The sequence below is a fragment of the Acetobacter sp. KSO5 genome, assembly GCF_044094635.1.
Classification (GTDB): domain Bacteria; phylum Pseudomonadota; class Alphaproteobacteria; order Acetobacterales; family Acetobacteraceae; genus Acetobacter; species Acetobacter cerevisiae.
Genome location: NZ_CP172014.1, coordinates 804,034 through 822,845, shown reverse-complemented (window position 1 = coordinate 822,845; position 18,812 = coordinate 804,034). Strand labels below are relative to the sequence as shown.

The 18,812-nt window shown below is 56.7% G+C and carries 13 protein-coding genes; 7 read left to right on the top strand and 6 right to left on the bottom strand.

Annotated elements, in window-relative coordinates:
- Positions 1 to 41 precede the first annotated feature (41 nt).
- Together ACHQGU_RS03810 and ACHQGU_RS03805 are read left to right on the top strand one after the other, a co-directional pair.
- The gene (locus tag ACHQGU_RS03810; protein WP_395495937.1) at positions 42 to 2,570 is read left to right on the top strand and encodes a TonB-dependent receptor domain-containing protein; all 2,529 of its coding nucleotides are present in this window, start codon (positions 42 to 44) and stop codon (positions 2,568 to 2,570) included.
- 62 nt (positions 2,571 to 2,632) lie between these two features.
- Positions 2,633 to 4,558 carry a CocE/NonD family hydrolase gene (locus ACHQGU_RS03805; protein ID WP_395495936.1) on the top strand — a complete coding sequence of 642 codons (1,926 nt, stop codon included), beginning with the start codon at positions 2,633 to 2,635 and terminating at the stop codon, positions 4,556 to 4,558.
- 17 nt (positions 4,559 to 4,575) lie between these two features.
- Here the strand turns inward: ACHQGU_RS03805 and ACHQGU_RS03800 are convergent, their stop codons facing one another.
- Together ACHQGU_RS03800 and ACHQGU_RS03795 are read right to left on the bottom strand one after the other, a co-directional pair.
- A complete protein-coding gene (locus ACHQGU_RS03800) occupies positions 4,576 to 5,310 on the bottom strand; it encodes a M15 family metallopeptidase (RefSeq protein ID WP_395495935.1) in 735 nt (244 codons plus the stop codon).
- Positions 5,311 to 5,405: 95 nt separating this feature from the next.
- Positions 5,406 to 6,044, bottom strand: coding sequence for a DUF1826 domain-containing protein (locus ACHQGU_RS03795; RefSeq protein WP_395495934.1), 639 nt, complete (start codon positions 6,042 to 6,044; stop codon positions 5,406 to 5,408).
- A gap of 79 nt (positions 6,045 to 6,123) precedes the next feature.
- Between ACHQGU_RS03795 and zigA the strand changes: the two genes are divergently transcribed.
- Both zigA and ACHQGU_RS03785 read left to right on the top strand, forming a co-directional pair.
- Positions 6,124 to 7,353: a zinc metallochaperone GTPase ZigA gene (gene zigA / locus ACHQGU_RS03790; RefSeq protein ID WP_062271886.1), complete on the top strand. Its 1,230-nt coding sequence runs from the start codon at positions 6,124 to 6,126 to the stop codon at positions 7,351 to 7,353.
- Positions 7,346 to 7,693, top strand: coding sequence for a DUF6525 family protein (locus ACHQGU_RS03785; protein WP_062143019.1), 348 nt, complete (start codon positions 7,346 to 7,348; stop codon positions 7,691 to 7,693). The genes zigA and ACHQGU_RS03785 overlap by 8 nt, the downstream gene beginning before the upstream one ends.
- Here ACHQGU_RS03785 and ACHQGU_RS03780 read toward each other — a convergent pair.
- Genes ACHQGU_RS03780 through ACHQGU_RS03770 form a run of 3 tightly spaced genes read right to left on the bottom strand, consistent with a single transcriptional unit; the run spans position 7,678 to position 10,873 of the window.
- Positions 7,678 to 8,817: an acetoin dehydrogenase dihydrolipoyllysine-residue acetyltransferase subunit gene (locus ACHQGU_RS03780; RefSeq protein ID WP_395495933.1), complete on the bottom strand. Its 1,140-nt coding sequence runs from the start codon at positions 8,815 to 8,817 to the stop codon at positions 7,678 to 7,680. The genes ACHQGU_RS03785 and ACHQGU_RS03780 overlap by 16 nt on opposite strands.
- 3 nt (positions 8,818 to 8,820) lie before the next feature.
- Positions 8,821 to 9,849, bottom strand: coding sequence for an alpha-ketoacid dehydrogenase subunit beta (locus tag ACHQGU_RS03775; RefSeq protein ID WP_062143013.1), 1,029 nt, complete (start codon positions 9,847 to 9,849; stop codon positions 8,821 to 8,823).
- Positions 9,850 to 9,907: 58 nt separating this feature from the next.
- Entirely contained in the window at positions 9,908 to 10,873 is a 966-nt protein-coding gene (locus ACHQGU_RS03770; RefSeq protein WP_062249190.1) for a thiamine pyrophosphate-dependent dehydrogenase E1 component subunit alpha, read from the bottom strand.
- A 432-nt stretch (positions 10,874 to 11,305) separates the two neighbouring features.
- Here ACHQGU_RS03770 and ACHQGU_RS03765 point away from each other — a divergent pair, with 432 nt between their 5' ends.
- Complete coding sequence (locus ACHQGU_RS03765) at positions 11,306 to 12,535, top strand: putative DNA modification/repair radical SAM protein (RefSeq protein WP_395496373.1); 1,230 nt, start codon at positions 11,306 to 11,308, stop codon at positions 12,533 to 12,535.
- Positions 12,536 to 12,551: 16 nt separating this feature from the next.
- Positions 12,552 to 13,427: a TIGR03915 family putative DNA repair protein gene (locus ACHQGU_RS03760; RefSeq protein ID WP_395495932.1), complete on the top strand. Its 876-nt coding sequence runs from the start codon at positions 12,552 to 12,554 to the stop codon at positions 13,425 to 13,427.
- A 12-nt stretch (positions 13,428 to 13,439) separates the two neighbouring features.
- Here ACHQGU_RS03760 and proP read toward each other — a convergent pair whose 3' ends face one another.
- The gene (gene proP / locus ACHQGU_RS03755; RefSeq protein ID WP_062143005.1) at positions 13,440 to 14,894 is read right to left on the bottom strand and encodes a glycine betaine/L-proline transporter ProP; all 1,455 of its coding nucleotides are present in this window, start codon (positions 14,892 to 14,894) and stop codon (positions 13,440 to 13,442) included.
- A gap of 549 nt (positions 14,895 to 15,443) precedes the next feature.
- Here proP and ACHQGU_RS03750 point away from each other — a divergent pair.
- Positions 15,444 to 18,746, top strand: a complete 3,303-nt coding sequence (locus ACHQGU_RS03750) for a TonB-dependent receptor domain-containing protein (protein ID WP_395495931.1) — start codon at positions 15,444 to 15,446, stop codon at positions 18,744 to 18,746.
- The last annotated feature ends 66 nt before the right edge of the window (positions 18,747 to 18,812 follow it).

Genomic DNA, 18,812 nt, shown 5'->3' with positions numbered 1-18,812 from the left:
ACTGATCAGAACAGAGACAGACCACGGAGCAGGGATTGACGATGGGCAAGCGTAACAAGGTTGTAAAAGAACGATATAGCAAGTCACTTTTGCTCTTTGGTACTGCTCTGGCAGGTCTGCTTTTTGATACAACTGCTGGCGCAGCCGCGCCGTCCGCCGCTGGCACGAACTCCAAAAAGCGCTCATCGCACACGGTTGCGGCCCACACATCGCCTGCTTCTGTTTCTGCACGAAAAGACCATACGGCACCGCGCAAAAAGCGCAGCACAGGCCCTCTGGTCAGCAAAGATAGTGAGGAAGTCAACGTCAGCACGCACCGTGTTGCCAGTCATGGCGCAGAGGTCACCGTGAGCCGTAAGGTCATGGACCGGTTTGTTGCGGGTACCAACCCTATGCAGATCCTTGCCCAGACCACGCCGGGGGCCAACTTTACCTCCACAGATGCCTTTGGCCTTGATACCTACGCAAACACGTTTTACCTGCGCGGCTTTACGCAAATGCAGATTGGCGCAACCCTTGATGGCATGCCCTTAGGCACACAGGGTTTTATTAACGATAATGGTGTCTCCATCACACAGGCCATGATTCAGGATGACATTGGCGGTATGTCCATGTCTCAGGGGGCTGGCGCGCTGGACTCCTTCTCCGCCCAGAACCTTGGCGGGGCCATGACCTATACGTCCTCCGACCCGAAGGATAAGGCTGGCGGCAAGGTCAGCCAGACATTTGGCAGCTTCAATGCCTTCCGCACCTATGGTCGCGTTGATAGTGGCATCCTGAATTCCACCGGCACAAAATTCTATGCATCCTTTGCCCGCACCAAATCAGATTTGTGGAAAGGCCAAGGGTATCAGAGCGAATTGCAGGCCAATGCAAAAGTCGTGCAGCCTCTTGGGGACCGTGGCAGGATTACCGCCTTTTTTGGCTACGGTAATTTTACACAGGGCAATTACCTGTCCATGACCAAAAACATGTGGGAAAAGATGGGGCGTGATTCCACCTATCTGAAGCCCGATTACGAAAAAGCAAAACAGTGGGCCTATTATGCTCAATATACGTCTGAGGTGCCTCCGGGTTACGCAGGCGTCCTCTCCAATGATGAAATTGGCGACTACGCGTGGGATGCCGCCCAGTTGCAGAGAAGCTACCTCTCCTCTGTCAACATGCACTACGACCTGTTTAAAAATGTGAAGTCTGACACGGTCGCTTACGGTAACGTCAACAGTGCCATCTATGGGGGCACAAACAACTTTGTCACCTCGCCAAGCTATGGCACGCCAAGCCTGAACGCAGATGGCAGCGTGTCCGGCGTCCCCATGGCGCTCGGCATGTCGCATGCGGCCATGCGCCGTCTGGGCTTTACGCAAAAATTCACCATTGAAGCCCCGCACCACAACAAAATTGAAACCGGGATCTGGTATGAAAACAACCAGTGGATTTACAACTCGAGACTTTACGAAGATGGCCTGACCTCCGCCCATAACTGGCTGTCTGACTTCAAGAGTGGCACGGGTCACACGTGGTTTGAGAACACCTTCAACACCAACACGTTCCAGTTCTTCCTGCAGGACCGCTGGACCATTACCCCGGGCATGACCTTTCTTGCTGGCTTTAAATCCCTGACCCAGACCACACACGGCGGCACAAAAGCCGACTATACCGATCAGCTGGCGGCGGAAGGCTGGAATACATATTACCGGCACCCTGTTAACGGGTCACTCACGGCCTCTGCTGCGTTCCTGCCTCACTTCAATTTTGATTACCATTTCCTCAGACATCATGAATTCTACTGGGATATTGCAGAAAACATGCGGGCCTATGACTATTTTTCCCAAACAGGCGGGGACAACGCCTGGGGTGGGCTGGGCAATGCCAGCCGCCCCGCGCAGGTTGTGTTTGATGAAAGTAAAAAGGTCCTGCGCCCGGAGCGCACATGGAACTACGTTGTGGGCTACCGCTATGACTCCCGCTTTTTCTCAGCCTCTGCTGATTTCTACCATACGGACTATTACAACCGCCTTGCCTCAATCAGTGAAGGCAGCGCCAACAACACGAACAATGCCTATCTGAACGTGGGCCGGGAAACCATGAATGGGGCCGACGTTCTGGCCACCATTCGCCCCATAGAAGGGCTTGAAATTACCAACAGCTTCAGCTGGAACAATGCCGAATATCAAAGCCGCTCCATTAATTACAGCGGACAGAATTACAATATTCGCGGCAAGCATCAGGTTTACTATCCAAAGTTCATGTATAAAGCCAACCTGAACTACACTTACAAACGGGCCATGTTTAACTTCAACGTCAACTATATCGGCTCCCGCCCGATGACGTATATGAATGATCAGAGCATCCCGGCCTACTGGCTCGCCAACATGAATTTTGCCTATAATTTTGGAAAAATTGGCTTTGCCCAGAACATGAAAGCAACTTTCGGCATCACCAACCTGTTTGATAAAAATTATATTGGCGGCGTTTACGGGTCCGCTGCCGTCACCGGGGATGATAACGCCAATCTGTTTGTTGCGTCTCCGCGCCAGTTCTTTGGTACCGTATCGGCAGAATTCTAAGGTTCATCGCCCGGCAAAAGCCGGATCCATAGACGACACGGTTGTTTATACTCAGGGGTTCCATGTTCAAAAATATTCTTCTTCTGCTCTGCATGACTGCGCTTTCAACACCCGCCTTCGCGCAGGATCATGCGGCGCAAAATGCTGATATCGCCCCTGATATGCCTGCAAAATTTACTGTGACTACAGACAAGTTTGACTTCATCCGTCGGGATGTGATGATCCCCATGCGTGATGGCGCCAAACTGCATACCGTCATTCTCATCCCCAAATCCGCCCATAACGCCCCTATCCTGCTGACCCGTACCCCCTATAACGCCACGCTCATGACCTCCAAGGCAGAGAGCGGCACCATGCGCTCCGTCTTGCAGGGCTACGATAACATGCCAGATGTTATTGCGGATGGTGGCTATATCCGCGTGGTTCAGGATGTGCGCGGCAAATATGGCTCAGAGGGGCAGTACGTGATGAACCGCCCTCTGCGCGGGGCGCTGAACCACACAAAAGTCGACCATAGCACCGACACATGGGACACCATTGAATGGCTGGTCCATAACCTGCCGCAAAGCAACGGCAAGGTCGGTATTATCGGCGTCTCTTACGACGGCTATACCTCCCTCACCGCCCTGATTAACCCCCACCCGGCCCTGAAGGTTTCCGTCCCCATGAACCCGATGGTGGATGGCTGGATGGGCGATGACTGGTTCCATAACGGTGCCTTCCGTGAGGAAATGCTGTCCTACATCTACAATCAGGATGCCACAGCAAAGAAGACAGCCATCTGGTGGGGCAACCAGTATGACAATTATGATCTTTTCCTGAATTCCGTTTCCGCCGGCGCGCTGGGGAAAGAACGGGGCATGGAGCAGATCGGCTTTTTCCGGCAGCTTCTGGCCCACCCGGCCTATGATAGCTGGTGGCAGCAGCAGGCGATGGACCATGTGCTTGCAGACCTGCCGCTGAAAGTGCCAACGCTCCTCGTGCATAGCCTGTGGGATCAGGAAGATAATTACGGGGCCATTGCCCTTTACTATGCGCTCAAGCAGAAGCAGGCAGACCAGCCAAACCTCTGGCTGGCGATGGGGCCGTGGAACCATGGCGGCGAGATCAAAGAAGCCAGCACGCTTGGCCCCATCAAGCTCCATTCCGATACGGGCCTGTATTTCCGCAAAAAAATTCTTGAACCCTTCCTGGCCCATTATCTGAAGGATGATGCCGTCGCCCTGCCGCAGCGCGTCTCCGCCTACCGCAGTGGCTCTGATGACTGGGAAACCAGAGAGGCCCTCCCCGCGCGGGATTGCACAACCAGCTGCACCACTCTGCATCTTACGGCCAAATATCAGCTTGCTATGAACGGCTCTGCCGAGACGTCCGGCTCTGTCAGTTATCTGTCTGACCCGGCACATCCGGTGCCGTATGTGCAGCGTCCGGTTATTACCCGAGGGGCCGCAAATTCCGCATGGGATAACTGGCTTTCAACAGACCAGCGCAATGCGGCGTCCCGCCCGGATGTGGCAACCTTTACCTCGCCCGTGCTGACACAGCCGGTGGCGCTGGACGGCCAGCCGCTTATGCATCTGACTGCCACAACAAGCGGCACGGACGGCGATTTTGTTGTGAAACTGATTGATGTCTACCCGGATGAAGTGCCCGAACAGCGGGAACTGGGCGGCTATCAGCTGATGGTCAGCAGTGACATTCTGCGCGGGCGTTACCGCAAAAGTTTTGAACACCCCGAGGCTATTCCGGCTAATCAGGCCCAGCTTTACCAGTTCCGGCTGCCGATCATGAACCATACGTTCCTGCCCGGCCATCGCATTATGGTGCAGGTGCAGTCAAGCTGGTTCCCGCTGTATGACCGCAACCCGCAAACCTATGTCAGTTCCATTTTCACCGCACCGCCGGAAGCCTACAAACCCGCTACCATCACCATTGATACGGCAAAAAGCTGGCTTACGGTGCATACGGCATCCGCCGCCACACCGTAATGCGCGGCTAAAACACTTTATTTAATGTCTTCAAATCTGATATTCTGCACAGGGTATTTGTTCCAGTCCCTGTAATCAAAATGCCACCACTCAGCAGGGAGCTGTATAAAGCCTTCCTGCTGCATGGCATCCCGCAGCAGATCCCGCGCCTTTTTCTGCTCTTCCGGCGCATCCGGATAGTTGGAATAGGCACGGGGCGTCATTTCATCAAACCCGCTGGGCATGGTCACCTGCTGCCCGGTTTTCAGGTCATATAAGGTCAGATCCACCGCACAGCCCCGGTTATGTCTGGACCCATGTGCGGGGTTGGCGACAAACTGGTGTTTGTCCGCAGGCGTTGCGTCCCAAAACAGTTTGGTAATAAACCACGGGCGATACGCATCAAAAATTAAAAGCCCATAGCCTTTTGTTTTCAAATATTCCGAGGCTCTGGCGAGCGCTTCCGCCGCAGGTTTTTCCAAAAAGGCGTGGGATGAGGAATAAACCGGCGTGCTAAGAAAATTCTCTGTCGTGGCATAGCGGATATCAAATTTGAAATCCGGTGTGAGTGTTGCAAGATCAACCAGATCCGGCGCACGCACTATCTTATCCTGCGCCGGGGGTGAGGCCGCAAGCGCCTCATGCATTAAAACCTCAAGGGGTTTAACCGGCGTAATCCGAAAGACCATCGCAGCCTTGTCCTCCTGCGCACCCCAGGCGACTGGAGGGTGCATGACCAGAACCGCAAGAAAAAGGAGCTTTGATTTCTGCATGGCCGTTTCTTCAAGGGTTCATGATGAAAAACAAACTCTACCTTTTCACGCCGTTGAACGGAAGCTCTCGCGCTGTTTTCCCGCACGCGCATACCTTAAGAGTGCGCCACTTCCTTCCGCACGATCCGCCGCTGATCATCTGACATCCCGCAGGCCTGTGGGGCATCCAGCGTCAGCAACAGGCGTGTGACGGGTTTTGCCAGCGCAGAAAGCGGCGGCGAACGATGCTGCACCGCCCCCTCCGGCTGCCAGCCCGGATAACAACCGCCCTTAAGTAACGCCACAGCGCCTGCGTCCGCCTGATACACGGGGGCCTCTTCTCCCAGATCCGCCACACGCCACTGCACGCCCGGCCCTACATAGGTGCACAACAGGCGCAGCACGACATGATCCACATGGAAACGACGACAACTATCATGCGTAATCCGCTCCAGCCGGAAGCGCACGGCGTCCATCCCTGTCGCCGCGCAATAGCCGTCCACCAGCCCCAGCGCATCCTCCAGCAAGGCCTGTGTTGCGGGCGTAAAAACCGGCGCAAGCTCCTGCGCCAGCTCGTCCGGGGTGCCTGCTGTCAGGATCAGGGAAGGTCCCTCTTCAAGATAGGTCTGCGCCGCGTTTTCCAGATCCGGCCCCAAAGCACGGTCTGCAACCGCAATATGGCACGTGGGCTGCTCAATGGCCTGAAACGCAGCGTCTGGCGTGGGATAATGGAAGGATAAGGGCGTGTGCGGCATGGGGTTTCGCTTTATCGTGACGTTATGATATAACGTATCATATACGACATCGGAACCGCAATCCGAAGGAAAGAGCACCATGCCAAACCGGCTTCCTGTTACCGTTCTCTCCGGCTTTCTGGGAGCCGGAAAAACCACGGTCCTCAACCATATTCTGAACAATCGTGAAGGCCGCCGCGTGGCCGTGATTGTGAATGATATGAGCGACGTGAATATTGATGCCGATCTGGTGCGTGAGGGCTCGGACCTCTCCCGCACGGATGAAAAGCTGGTGGAAATGAGCAACGGCTGCATCTGCTGCACCCTGCGCGATGACCTGCTGACAGAAGTGCGTCGGCTGGCGGATGAAGGCCGGTTTGATTATCTGCTGATTGAATCCACCGGCATTGCGGAACCCCTCCCCGTCGCCGCCACGTTCTCCTTCCGGGATGAGGACGGCCAGAGCCTGCTGGATATTGCCCGGCTCGATACGATGGTCACCGTGGTAGATGCGGTTAATCTGCTCAAGGATTACGCCTCCACAGATTTTCTGAAAGACCGCGGCGAGACCGCAGGGGATGCGGATGACCGCGCACTGGTGGACCTGCTGGTGGAGCAGATCGAGTTTGCGGATGTTGTCATCCTTAACAAGGTGTCCACCGCCACGCCGGAGCAGCGGGACGCCGCAAAACAGATTATCCGCGCCCTGAACCCGGATGCCGATCTGATTGAAACCGATATGGGCGTCGTGCCGCTGGACCGCGTGCTGAACACCCACCGGTTTGACCATGACAAAGCCGAACAACACCCGCTCTGGTACAAAGAGCTTTATGGTGCCGCGGAGCATGTGCCGGAAACGGAAGAATACGGTATCAGCAGCTTTGTCTATCGCGCGCGCCGCCCGTTTATTCCTGAAAAATTCAAGGCCTTTATTGATACCTCATGGCCCGGCGTGGTGCGCGCCAAAGGGCATTTCTGGCTGGCGACACGCCCGGAATGGGTGGGCGAACTCGGGCAGGCGGGCGCACTGGTCCGCACGCAGGCCATGGGCCTGTGGTGGTGCGTGATCCCCACCCAGCACTGGCCGGAGGATGATGACTGGAAAGCGATGCTGGTCGGCAAATGGGATCCGGTTTACGGGGACCGCAGGCAGGAAATTGTTTTTATCGGCACGCCGGAAATGGATGAACCCGCCCTCCGCGCCGCTCTGGATGCCTGCCTTGCCCCGCAGGATACCGGGCGCTTCCAGCCGGAGCTTTACGCCAACCTGCCCGACCCCTTCCCCGTATGGCGGCACCGCCAGCCGGAAGAGGAAGACGCCTATGCCTAAGGCCGAAACCTCTAACGAGCGCACGTTGCGGCATGACATGTGGCGACGTTATACGGGGGATGACTGGCAGGCGTTTGACCAGCTGCCCTCTTTAGTCCGCCAGCGCGTGGCGGAACATGCGTATGATGCGTGGTCCGTTAACGTGCTGATTTTGTGGAAGCACTACAAGCGCACCTATGGCAACACGCTCCGCGGCCAGCGCGCGTTAATCCGCTATCTGGATTATTGCGAACGGCTGGAGCGGGAAGCCTTTGCCACCCACTACGCAGACCAGTACGGCACCCTGCTTCCGCATGATGCCGCACATGTCAGTATTCTGAGAGGTCAGGCCGTCACCTGAGCCTTCTCTAAAAACGCCTCAACCAGCCTGTTGAATTCAACAGTTTTTTCAAGCTGCGGCATATGGCCCACCTGCGGCAGAAGATGCTTCACCACATGATCGGGAGCATTTTTTGCCCCGGCCACAGGCAAAACTTCATCTGCCTCACCCCAGAAGAGGGTGACAGGGATACGCGCTGCATCCAGCACCGGGCGCAGGTCAATCGACTGCTGCCCATTGGCAAAACAGGCGGCCTCAATGGTGCGCAGAGCCTCCCGCGCGCCATCCAGACGGCGGACGCGCAACACGTTATCCGCCATTCTACGGCCCACCAGAGATTTGTCATGCACCAGAACCTGCAAGGCTTTTTGCATATCGCGCGTGCGGTCGGCTTCCACCATCTCCCGCAGACTTTCCGCGTTCACCTCACGCTCCATGCCAGCAGGGGCTACCAGTGTCAGCGTCAGCACGGCATCCGGGTAATCCCGCAGCAGAGCCAGCGCAATCGCCCCGCCCAGTGAGTGGCCAAGAATGTGCGCTTTGGGAATATCCAGCGCCTTCAGCAGCTCATACGCCGCCTCAGCCAGAACCGTAACAGACCCGTCGCCAACATCCTTGGACGATGCCCCATGCCCCGGCAGGTCAAACGCAATCACACGCTGATGGCGGGCCAGAACATCCTGATTCAGCATCCAGTTGCTCAGATCACCACCAAACCCGTGGATCAGCAGGACAGGCGCGCCGTCGCCCCGCCCAACATCACGCACATTCAGGCTATGCTCACCGACCGTAATCACACGCGGTTCCGCATTGGCCGCCTCGGTCTCTTCCCCGCCTTCTTCGTCAGTGTCGGCCTTGAAACTGGCAATAAATGCCTCAATCTCTTCGTCTGAGGCCTCCGCATCTGCCACCACGCCCAGCAGAGCACCAACCGGCAGCGTCTCACCCGCCTGCGCAACCTGTTTGCGCAAAATACCTGAGGCCGGGCTTTCATACCCGCTGGTGATTTTGCTGGTTTCAATGTCCGCCACTTCATCCCCTTCCCGCACGGTATCACCGGGGGAGAGGGTCCAGGAGGCAAGCTTGCCTTCCGTCATGGCCAGCCCGAATTTGGGCATCGTCAGGGCTGTCAGGATCTTTGTCATTGTTCAGGCAACCTCACGCGTTTTCTGCATCATGACGGCTTTAACCGCCGCTTCAATTTTATCCGCATTGGGCATGTAGAGGTTTTCCAGCGGGGTGGAGAACGGCACCGGTGTATGCGGCGGCACCACGCGGCGGATGGGAGCCTTCAGCGCGCCAAAAGCCTGCTCGGCCACAAGGGCAGAAATATCACACGCCATGTTACAGCGCGGACTGGATTCATCAACAATCACCAGACGGCCCGTATCTTCCACACATTCCAGAATGGTCTGCTCATCCAGCGGGAACATGGTGCGCGGGTCCAGCACGGTACAGGAAATGCCCTGTTTTGCCAGACGGTCTGCGGCCTCATTCGCCATACCCACCATGCGACCAATGGCGACAATGGTGACATCATCCCCTTCACGCGTCAGGTTGGCTTCACCAAACGGGATGGTATAGGCCTCGTCCGGCACTTCCTCGACGTCATCATACATGACCTTGTTTTCAAGGAAGATCACCGGGTCATCATCACGGATCGCTTCAATCAGCAGGCCTTTGGCTTCATAGGGGGAAGACGGCACCACGACCTTCAGCCCCGGAATATGGGTAAAGAGCGGATACAGCGCCTGACTATGCTGTGCGGCTGCATTAAACCCGGCCCCGTACATGGCGCGGATCACCAGCGGCGTACGCGCCTTGCCGCCAAACATGTAGCGGAATTTGGCAGCCTGATTCATGATCTGGTCGAGACAACAGCCGACGAAATCAACAAACATCAGTTCCGCCACCGGGCGCAGGCCGGTCGCCGCAGCGCCCGCAGCCGCCCCGATATAGGAAGCTTCGGAAATCGGGGTGTCCAGCACCCGGCTTTCCCCAAATTCGGTCAGCAGGCCTTTGGTGACCCCCAGCACGCCGCCCCAGGCATCCTTCACGCCAGAGGAGCCGCCCTGCCCCCCAGCCACATCTTCACCCATCAGCACAACCGTGGGGTCACGCCGCATTTCCTGACGCAGGGCTTCATTAATCGCCTGACGAAAGCTCTTTTTGCTCATTGGTCTTTCCCCAAATACGTTGAGGGCAACAGGCGACATGCCCTCGCCCGAAATCCCATCAGATTTTGACGTAAACATCCGCCATCAGATCTGCATCTTCCGGCCAGGGAGCCTGTTTGGCGGCCTGCACGGCGCTCTCAACTTCGTCCGCCACGGCGGCATCAATGTCATCCAGCGCGCTGAGGTCCAGCAGCTTTTCCTGCGTGGCCCGTTCACGGAAGCTTTCAAGGCAGTCATGGTTTTTCTTGGCATCGGCCACTTCATTGGAGGCGCGATAGCTCATGGCATCCCCTTCAAAGTGCCCATACCAGCGCTCCAGATGCACATGCAGCATGACCGGGCCTTTGCCCGAGCGGGCGTGGTCAATGGCATCGCGCGCCGCGTCATGCACGGCGAAGAAGTCCGAACCATCACATTCCATATACGGCATGCCAAATCCGGCGGCGCGGTCCTTCTGGGTGCCCGCACAGGCGTAGGAAGACCCGGTGGCCTCGCCATAGCCGTTATCTTCCACCACAAATACGGCCGGCAGATGCCAGACAGATGCCAGATTAAGGCTTTCCAGCGTGGTGCCTTCATTCGAGGCGCCATCACCATAAAAAGCCACGGCTACGCCGTTATCTTTCAGAACCTTATGAGACAGCGCGGCCCCGCAGATCAGCGGCGGTCCACCGCCCACAATCCCATTGGCACCCAGCATGCCTTTGGAAAGGTCGGCAATATGCATGGAACCGCCCTTGCCCCGGCAGACGCCGGTTTTGCGGCCATAAATTTCAGCCATCATGCCGCCCACATCCACGCCCTTGGCAATGCAATGGCCGTGGCCACGATGGGTGCTGGCAATGGTGTCCTGTTCCGTCAGATTGGCGCAGACCCCAACGGCGGAGGCTTCCTCCCCGCAATAGAGATGCACAAAGCCCGGGATTTCCCCGGTTGCAAATTCACGATGCAGGCGCTCTTCAAACACCCGGATGGTGCGCATGGCACGGTAGGACCGAAGCAGGGTCTCTCTGGAAATCTGCATAGACCACGTCCTTTTTTCTTTCTTGTGTGGCTGACCGAGGAAAGCTCCTCCCCAAACGCTTGCGTGCCATGCCCCGTTGCCGGCTGGCTCGGCAAAATAATACACCGCACGCATATGTGAATTTCTGTTTTGGTAACAAACCGCAGTCTTCCGCCCTTTTGCCTGACCGCCCTCCCCGGCCCTGACGCCACCCCTTTGCTCTGTTCCCCGGGTGGGCACGAAAGCTCTCTTTCGGCGTTCCCCTTCCGTGCTCCCCCCGGAGTCCCGCAACCCCATCTCAGGGCAGAATCCCCTCCGCGAACTTCACCACATTGTCGGGCTTTCCGTTTTCCGTTGCCCTTTGCAGCAGAAAACCCAACCCGTGCCCTCCCCTTCGGCACCGCCGCGAGAGATCTCTTGCAATGCCCCGCACAAGAACATAACATGAACACCATGAAGCAAAGCTTGTCTGACCGTCTGGCCCTGCTCTCCGATGCCGCCAAATATGATGCCTCCTGCTCCTCCAGCGGCGCAGGCAAACGGGATTCTGCGGCCAGCAAAGGCCTGGGGTCCGTCAGCAACGGCATCTGCCATGCCTTCACGCCAGATGGTCGGTGCATTTCCCTGCTGAAAATCCTGCTGACCAACTTCTGCATTTATGACTGCGCGTATTGCATCAATCGTTCCTCCTCCAACGTGCCGCGCGCGCGGTTCACGCCCGATGAGGTCATCTGGCTGACGCTGGAATTTTACCGCCGGAACTATATTGAGGGGCTGTTCCTCTCGTCTGGCATCATCCGCACGTCAGATGACACCATGAGCCAGATGGTGCGGGTGGCGCGGGAGTTGCGGCAGACGCACAAGTTCCGTGGCTATATCCACCTCAAGACCATTCCCAACGCCTCCCCCGCTTTGCTGGCGGAAGCCGGGCTGTATGCGGACCGGCTTTCCATCAATGTGGAAATGCCGACCGAGCGCGGGCTGGCGGACTACGCCCCACAAAAACATGCGTCAGAAATCCGCCACTCCATGGGCGAGATGCGCACGCATATCGACGCCGCAAAAGACCGCACCCTCACGGGCCGCAAAGCCCCGCGCTTTGCCCCGGGCGGCCAGAGCACGCAGATGATTGTCGGGGCTGATCAGGCAACGGACCGGGATATTCTCTCCAGCAGTTCCTCGCTTTACACGGGTTACAGGCTGCGGCGCGTCTATTACTCGGCGTTCAGCCCCATTCCGGATGCCTCGGCCATTCTGCCCGTCAAAGCCCCGCCGTTGTTGCGGGAGCACCGGTTGTATCAGGCCGACTGGCTTTTCCGCTTCTACGGCTTCCAGTTTTCTGAAATCACGGCAAGCCGCCCCAATGGCATGCTGGACCTTGAACTGGACCCCAAGCTGGCCTGGGCGCTGGCAAACCGCGCGATGTTCCCCATCGACCTCAACCGCGCGCCGAAGGAAATGCTGCTCCGGGTGCCGGGCTTAGGCGTACGCTCCGTGCAGGCCATTGTCGCCGCGCGCCGCCACCGTCAGTTGCGGCTGGAAGACCTCGCCAAGCTGAAAGTCTCCATCCGCAAGGTCAAACCTTTCCTCTACACCACTGGCTGGTCCCCCGGCAGGCTGGCGGAACGGCAGAACCTCCGGCAGCTTTTTGTGCCGCAACCTCAGCAACTTGCTCTTTTCTGAAACGCGTTTTCTGATCATGGCCTACGGTTTTATCCTCGACGACCACACCTCTTTTTCCGCATGGCGGCCGCTGGCGCGCCAGTGCTTTCTGGCCGACCGTGCCCCGGAAGAAATTGAATGGCGCTGTGCCTCGGCAGAAACCACGCTGTTTGATACGCCGCTGGTCGCCCCCACACCCAAAAACGGGGCACAGCCACCTGTTTTACGGAGCAAGTGCCTCGCTCTGTTGCGCTCTATTCTGCGCCACGCGGACCAGACGCGGTTTGCCCTCGCCTACCGCATTCTCTGGCGCGCGCAGACGGAACCGGCCCTCGCCAGCATCGCCACAGACCCGGACATTGCCCGCGCGCTGCACATGCACAAACAGGTGCGGGAAGATACGCATAAAATGACGGCCTATGTCCGCTTCCGCGAACATGGCAAGGCACAGAACGGCCGACGCTCCTTTTACGCATGGTTTGAGCCGGACCATTACGTGTTGCCCAGCGTGGCCCCGTTTTTTTCAAAGCGATTTGTGGATATGGACTGGGTGATCCTCACCCCCAAAGGCTCTCTGGCATGGAATGGCGAGACCTGCGCCTTCAGCCCCACGCCCTGCGCCAAACCCAAATTGTCAGATGATATCGACCAGCTCTGGCAGACCTATTACGTCTCAACCTTCAACCCGGCCCGCATCAAGACCAAAGCCATGCTGTCTGAAATGCCACGCAAATACTGGAAAAACCTGCCGGAAACGCAGCTTATTCCGCAAATGCTGGCCGATGCACCGGCCCGCGTTGCCGCCATGGCCGCGCAACAACCCCGCCCGGCTCCGGCGTTTCACCACAAAGTGCAGGAACGCCGGGCCTCTGCCGAGCCCCCTCCCCCGCGACGCCTTCACCGCGAGGGATGAGGATCGTCCGCCTCAGGGTACAGATGGCGGCGTGGGGTCTACTGTCAGGCGTTGCTTGCCGTTCATCAGCCGTTCGGCCTCATCATCACTCCCCACAGCGGGGGGAGAGCCACGCAGCGGCAGGCGGGCCGTTTCCCGCACCGTCAGCATGGTGAGCGCGCCAATCAGCGCGGCCCCCATCAGATACCATGCGGGCATATCCAGCATGCCGGTCCGCTTCACCAGCCAGGCCGTCACCAGCGGTGTGGTGCCACCAAACAGGGAAACCGAGACGTTAAACGCCACCGAAAGCGCTGTGTAGCGCACCGGCGTGTAAAACAGAGCCGGCAGTGTGGAGGGCATGGAACTGGTAAAACAGACCAGCGCCAGCCCCAGCAGCATCAGGCCACCAAAAATCTCGATGTCATTGCCGCTGCGGATAAGATGCAAGCTGGGAATGGCCAGCACCACCAGCGCCACACACGCACTGATGACCATCGGGCGACGGCCCAGACGGTCACTGAAATAACCGCCCAGAACATTCAGCGGCATCATCAGCACCATCACCAGAATGATGAGCAGCAGCCCCTTGCTTTCAGGGTAGTTGAGCGTGACCGTCATATAGCTGGGGATGTAGGTGAGCAGCATATAGTCGGTCACGTTGAAGACCAGCACCAGCCCGATACATTTGAGCAACTGCCGCCAGTGGACCGTCAGCAGGTCGCGCCAGCCCGGCTTTTCATGCTCGCGCTTTTCGGCTTCTGCGGCATAGGCCTGAAAGGCTGGGGTTTCTTCCAGCCGGGTCCGCATATAGAGGCCAATCAAGCCCAGCGGTCCGGCAATCAGGAACGGGATGCGCCAGCCCCAGCTGACCATATCGGCGTCACTCAGCGAGAACTGGAGCGTCATCACTGCCCCGGCCCCGGCAATGTAGCCCGCCAATGTCCCGAACTCGAGCCAGCTGCCCATCAGGCCGCGATTTCGGTCCGTGGAATATTCGGCAATAAACGTCGCGGCTCCGCCATATTCCCCGCCGGTGGAAAAGCCCTGTACCAGGCGCGCCAGCAGCAGCAGGATGGGCGACCACACGCCAATATGCCCATAAGACGGGATCAGGCCGATGCAGAACGTGCCCAGCGCCATCATGATCATGGTAACAGCCAGCAGTTTCTGCCGCCCGTACCGGTCCCCCATCGGGCCGAACACCGCGCCGCCAATGGGCCGGACCAGAAAGGCCACCGTGAACGTCGCGAAGGTGGCAATCAGCTGGAGGGTCGGGTCTGATGAGGGGAAGAATACCTTCCCCAGCGTGACGGCAATATAACCGTACACACCAAAATCGAACCATTCCATCGCATTGCCCAGCGCCGCGGCTCCCACGGCCCGCTTGAGCATATCGGTATCGACAACCGTAATATCGTCGGTCGTCAGGTGTTTTCGGCGCTTGAACCAGCCGAAATGCGCGTGAGAGTCGTGCTGGTCGCTCATGAGAAACAAACCCCTCCGCCTGTTTGCAGGTCTTGTTTACGAGGGGATTTTAGGGTGAATCTGTCACTATCTTCCTGTGTCATGCCCACATGAATACACAGCCATGCGCGGCATGTCGAAAAATGGGATAAAATTCTCCGGATGTGTCGTCCGTTACCTCGGATGATAATGGCGAGACAGTGAACTGACGTAAGAACAATCCTTTTCAGTTTATCGAAACGTGGTGCGATACGCCCGAATTGTTTCGATCCAGCACAAAATTCTTTAATGGTTCTGAATTTTTTATAGAACACGCAGAAATATTATCGTGGAGAGCCTCGGTTTCTCTTTGAAGAAATAACCAGCGTGACCTGTCGTTCTTCGAGCTTTTCGAGAAACGGATCTGCCAAACCCCGGTATCACCCTGAACCATAGGTTAACAGGTCAGAACGATTTGGAAATCGACAAAACCCCATTCAGAATGGAATCGTAACAAATATGCGGTGAAGTTGCTTGTATCGCGATGAAATCATCTGCGGTCACCCAGGGCGACATACGGAGGCTGGTTGAATGAGCACTGTTCTTCTATCTGTTCGGTATGATCAGAAGAAATCTAAACAATTTCCGTCCAGACCAGCCTTGCGAAAGGTTCTGCTCATTGGTGCCGCAGTAACGTTTGCTGGCTGGAACAGCGATGGCGCGAAAGCCGCCACCACGGCAGCGTCACATAGTTCTGTCTCCCCGGCCAAAAGCAAGAAGAAGAAAACCACCGCCAAAAAGACCACCACCGCCGCATCGTCTTCTGCCACAACGCCATCGACGGCCACGGCTGCGCCCACCGGAACCGCAGGCACGACACAGGCAAGTGCCACAAGCGAGAAGACCGACACCATCCAGAAGACGTCCGCTGTCACGAAGAGCAGCAAAAGCGAAGATGTGACCGTTACAGGCACCCGTCTTTCCCAGACGCGCCTGAGTAACGTCATGGCCGGTAGCACGCTGGACGCCAAGCAGCTTGCGGCCCGGGGATACACCAACCTTGGCCTCGCCCTGCTGCGGGAAAACCCGGCGTTTTCTGTCCCGTCAAACAGTCCCGTCGGCAGTCAGGGCTCATGGGGGGCCGGGCAGACCTTCAGTGGTCTGCTCGCTTTGGGGGATCAGCGAACCCTTACGCTGATTGATGGCATGCGTATGGTTGGTGGCGCGACAGCCTCACTTTATGGCGCAGGCAGTGGGTCACAGGTGGATGTGGGCACCATTCCGACGTCGTTGGTGAAAAAGATTGATACCCGTTACGGGGGCGCGGGTGCAGCATACGGTGCCGATGCCGTGGCCGGTGTCGTTAACTATCAGCTTGATGATCATTTCAAAGGGCTTGATTTCAACGCACAGGGAAACTGGACCCAGAAACTGGATGGCGGGCAGGAAAAGGTTTACCTGAAATACGGCACAAGCTTTGACCATGACAAAGGCGGCATCGTCTTTGACGTAGAATATCGTAACGCGGACGGCCTCGTTTACAATGATCGCGCCAAAAGCATCGGCAGTGAAGCACAGACCTATCTGTGGCCGGCGCTGACAAGCGATTCACCCTATTATTATGTCCTGACCCGCAACGAGCGTTTCAGCCAGCTGAGCGCAACCGGCATCCCGCTTATCAATGGCAACCTCAATCCTTCGTCTTTCGGCAAAGCGTCTGGTGGTATCGCCGCTGCGGGCGGGGGTGTTTTGCAGTTCAGCCCGAACGGGCAATCTCTTGTCCCCCTGACAGGCACAGTCACACGCAGTAATTATTACACCGCTGGCGGGAACGGTCTTTCCTTTGAAAATTATGACCAGCTTTATACGCCGCAGAATTCTCTGAATCTGACAACGCTGGGACATTATGACTTCACCCCTCACCTGCATGCCACATGGCAGGGCTGGTACCAGCGCGGGCAGGCAAAGAGCTCCGTTAATCAGGGCCTGTATTATTCTGCCACGTTTGAAGGCAGTCCGCTGACGCGTGCTAATTTTGATGCTGACCCGCAGAGTTACGTTAATGGCAATCTGGTTTTAAGCACGGCCAACCCGTATCTGACATCGGCAGAACGAAGCACCATCATCAATTCCCTTAAGGCTGCCGGCCAGCCGACGGATACGTTCTACCTCTCTCGCGCCAACCAGGATTTTGGGGAGGGTGCCTTCACCACCACAAACCAGATGTATCGCTTTCAGGGCGGTCTGAATGGTGATTTCGACGCCATAGGCCGCCATTTCGACTGGAGTGTTAAGAGCGAATACAGCGAGTATCTCAGCAACACCAAAACCCTGATGGTGGATACCAACAACCTGATTAACGCACTGGATGCCGTAACACTTCCTGATGGCTCCATTGGCTGTGCGCCCGGTTATACCAACTCCACAGCCCAGACCCGGAGCGAGACCTGCGCCCCCCTGAATGTCTTTGGGCGTGGTCAGGAAAGTCAGGCGGCACTCAAATACATTACGTCATGGGTTAACCCCAGCAACACCAATAAGCAGCTTGACGTTCAGGCTGAAATTCACAGCACCATTCTCAAACTGCCCGCAGGAGATGTGCGCTGGGATCTGGGTTACGAGCACCGCTGGGAATCTTATGACTTCAATGCAGGCAGCATTCTGAATGGTGAAGTGCTGTCTGATGGCAGCCGCCGCCAGTATGGTGACGAAATTCCTACCCCCAATACCAGCGGGGCTTACGGCACACATGAAGTCTTCGGGGAACTCGATGTGCCAATCGTGTCCCCGGACATGCATGTGCCGGGGGCTTATCATATTTCAGCTACAGCCAATGGACGCTACATTAACAACAGCATGACCGGCAGCTACTGGACCTACATGTTTGGTGGCAGCTGGTGGCCCACCAGAGATTTTGGCTTTAGCGGAAATTATGCCCAGTCGGTTCGTAATCCGTCCGTCACGGAACTGTTTTCTCCCACAAGCCGCGTCAACAGCATGGCCAGTGATCCCTGTGCTCAGGAAGATATTGCCAACGGCCCCAACCCCGCTGTTCGTGCAGCCAACTGCGCCAAACAGGGTATTCCGAAAGGCTTTGTTTCGAATATCGTGAACTACGGTATTTACGGAACTGATGGCGGCAACGCGCATTTGCAGAACGAGGTTTCCCACAGCTATACGGGAACGCTGCACTTCATGCCGCATTTCATTCAGGGTTTGCAGCTGGACGCCTCTTTTGTTGATGTAACCATCAGCAATGAAATCGAGGATCTGGGCATCAGCGACATCATGAGTGCCTGCTATGATTCCGCCTCGTTCCCCAACAAATATTGCAGCATGTTCTCACGTGACCCAGACACCCATCAGGTCACGGATTATCGGGAAGGCTTCGTGAATATTGCCAATCAGCATATGCAGGCTCTTGAAGCAAAGCTGAACTACTACATTCCGCTGTCCCGCTTTGGCGAACGGTTTGTGAACTGGGGTGCGTTTAACCTCGGCGTAAACTACAACCACTACGTCAAGAATACGCAGACATTCCTGGGCGCGACCTACCCTCAGGTTGGCAGCACGAGCTCCCCCAAAGATTCGTTTACCGCTAATCTGGATTATGTGCGTGGTCCGCTTTTTGTGCAGTGGCAGACGATCTATTACGGCCCGTCCAAATTTAACGTGACCGCCAGTGAATATGCAGAAACATTTAACAGCCGTCCGGACTTCTTTTACTTCAATACGACAATTGGCTACAAAATCACGAAAAATCTTAACTTCAACTTCATGATGAACAACGTTTTCAATGCGCTTCCAAAAGGTGTGGGAACAGTGGGCCTGACACGCTATTACGATGTCATTCTCGGCCGTTCCTTCCAGGCCTCAATCGGTGTCCACTTCTGATGTGATCTGATGTAAAAAGCATAGGGTATTTTTTCTAATAGCCTATGCAGTACGTCGATCGGTCTA

Excerpts from the sequence above, each read along its gene's own strand:
- ACHQGU_RS03805 (WP_395495936.1), top strand. The coding sequence starts at position 2,633 with ATGTTCAAAAATATTCTTCTTCTGCTCTGCATGACTGCGCTTTCAACA.
- ACHQGU_RS03770 (WP_062249190.1), bottom strand. The coding sequence starts at position 10,873 with ATGCAGATTTCCAGAGAGACCCTGCTTCGGTCCTACCGTGCCATGCGC.
- ACHQGU_RS03800 (WP_395495935.1), bottom strand. The coding sequence starts at position 5,310 with ATGCAGAAATCAAAGCTCCTTTTTCTTGCGGTTCTGGTCATGCACCCT.
- ACHQGU_RS03760 (WP_395495932.1), top strand. The coding sequence starts at position 12,552 with ATGGCCTACGGTTTTATCCTCGACGACCACACCTCTTTTTCCGCATGG.
- ACHQGU_RS03785 (WP_062143019.1), top strand. The coding sequence starts at position 7,346 with ATGCCTAAGGCCGAAACCTCTAACGAGCGCACGTTGCGGCATGACATG.
- ACHQGU_RS03795 (WP_395495934.1), bottom strand. The coding sequence starts at position 6,044 with ATGCCGCACACGCCCTTATCCTTCCATTATCCCACGCCAGACGCTGCG.
- proP (WP_062143005.1), bottom strand. The coding sequence starts at position 14,894 with ATGAGCGACCAGCACGACTCTCACGCGCATTTCGGCTGGTTCAAGCGC.
- ACHQGU_RS03765 (WP_395496373.1), top strand. The coding sequence starts at position 11,306 with ATGAAGCAAAGCTTGTCTGACCGTCTGGCCCTGCTCTCCGATGCCGCC.
- zigA (WP_062271886.1), top strand. The coding sequence starts at position 6,124 with ATGCCAAACCGGCTTCCTGTTACCGTTCTCTCCGGCTTTCTGGGAGCC.
- ACHQGU_RS03780 (WP_395495933.1), bottom strand. The coding sequence starts at position 8,817 with ATGACAAAGATCCTGACAGCCCTGACGATGCCCAAATTCGGGCTGGCC.
- ACHQGU_RS03810 (WP_395495937.1), top strand. The coding sequence starts at position 42 with ATGGGCAAGCGTAACAAGGTTGTAAAAGAACGATATAGCAAGTCACTT.
- ACHQGU_RS03775 (WP_062143013.1), bottom strand. The coding sequence starts at position 9,849 with ATGAGCAAAAAGAGCTTTCGTCAGGCGATTAATGAAGCCCTGCGTCAG.
- ACHQGU_RS03750 (WP_395495931.1), top strand. The coding sequence starts at position 15,444 with ATGAGCACTGTTCTTCTATCTGTTCGGTATGATCAGAAGAAATCTAAA.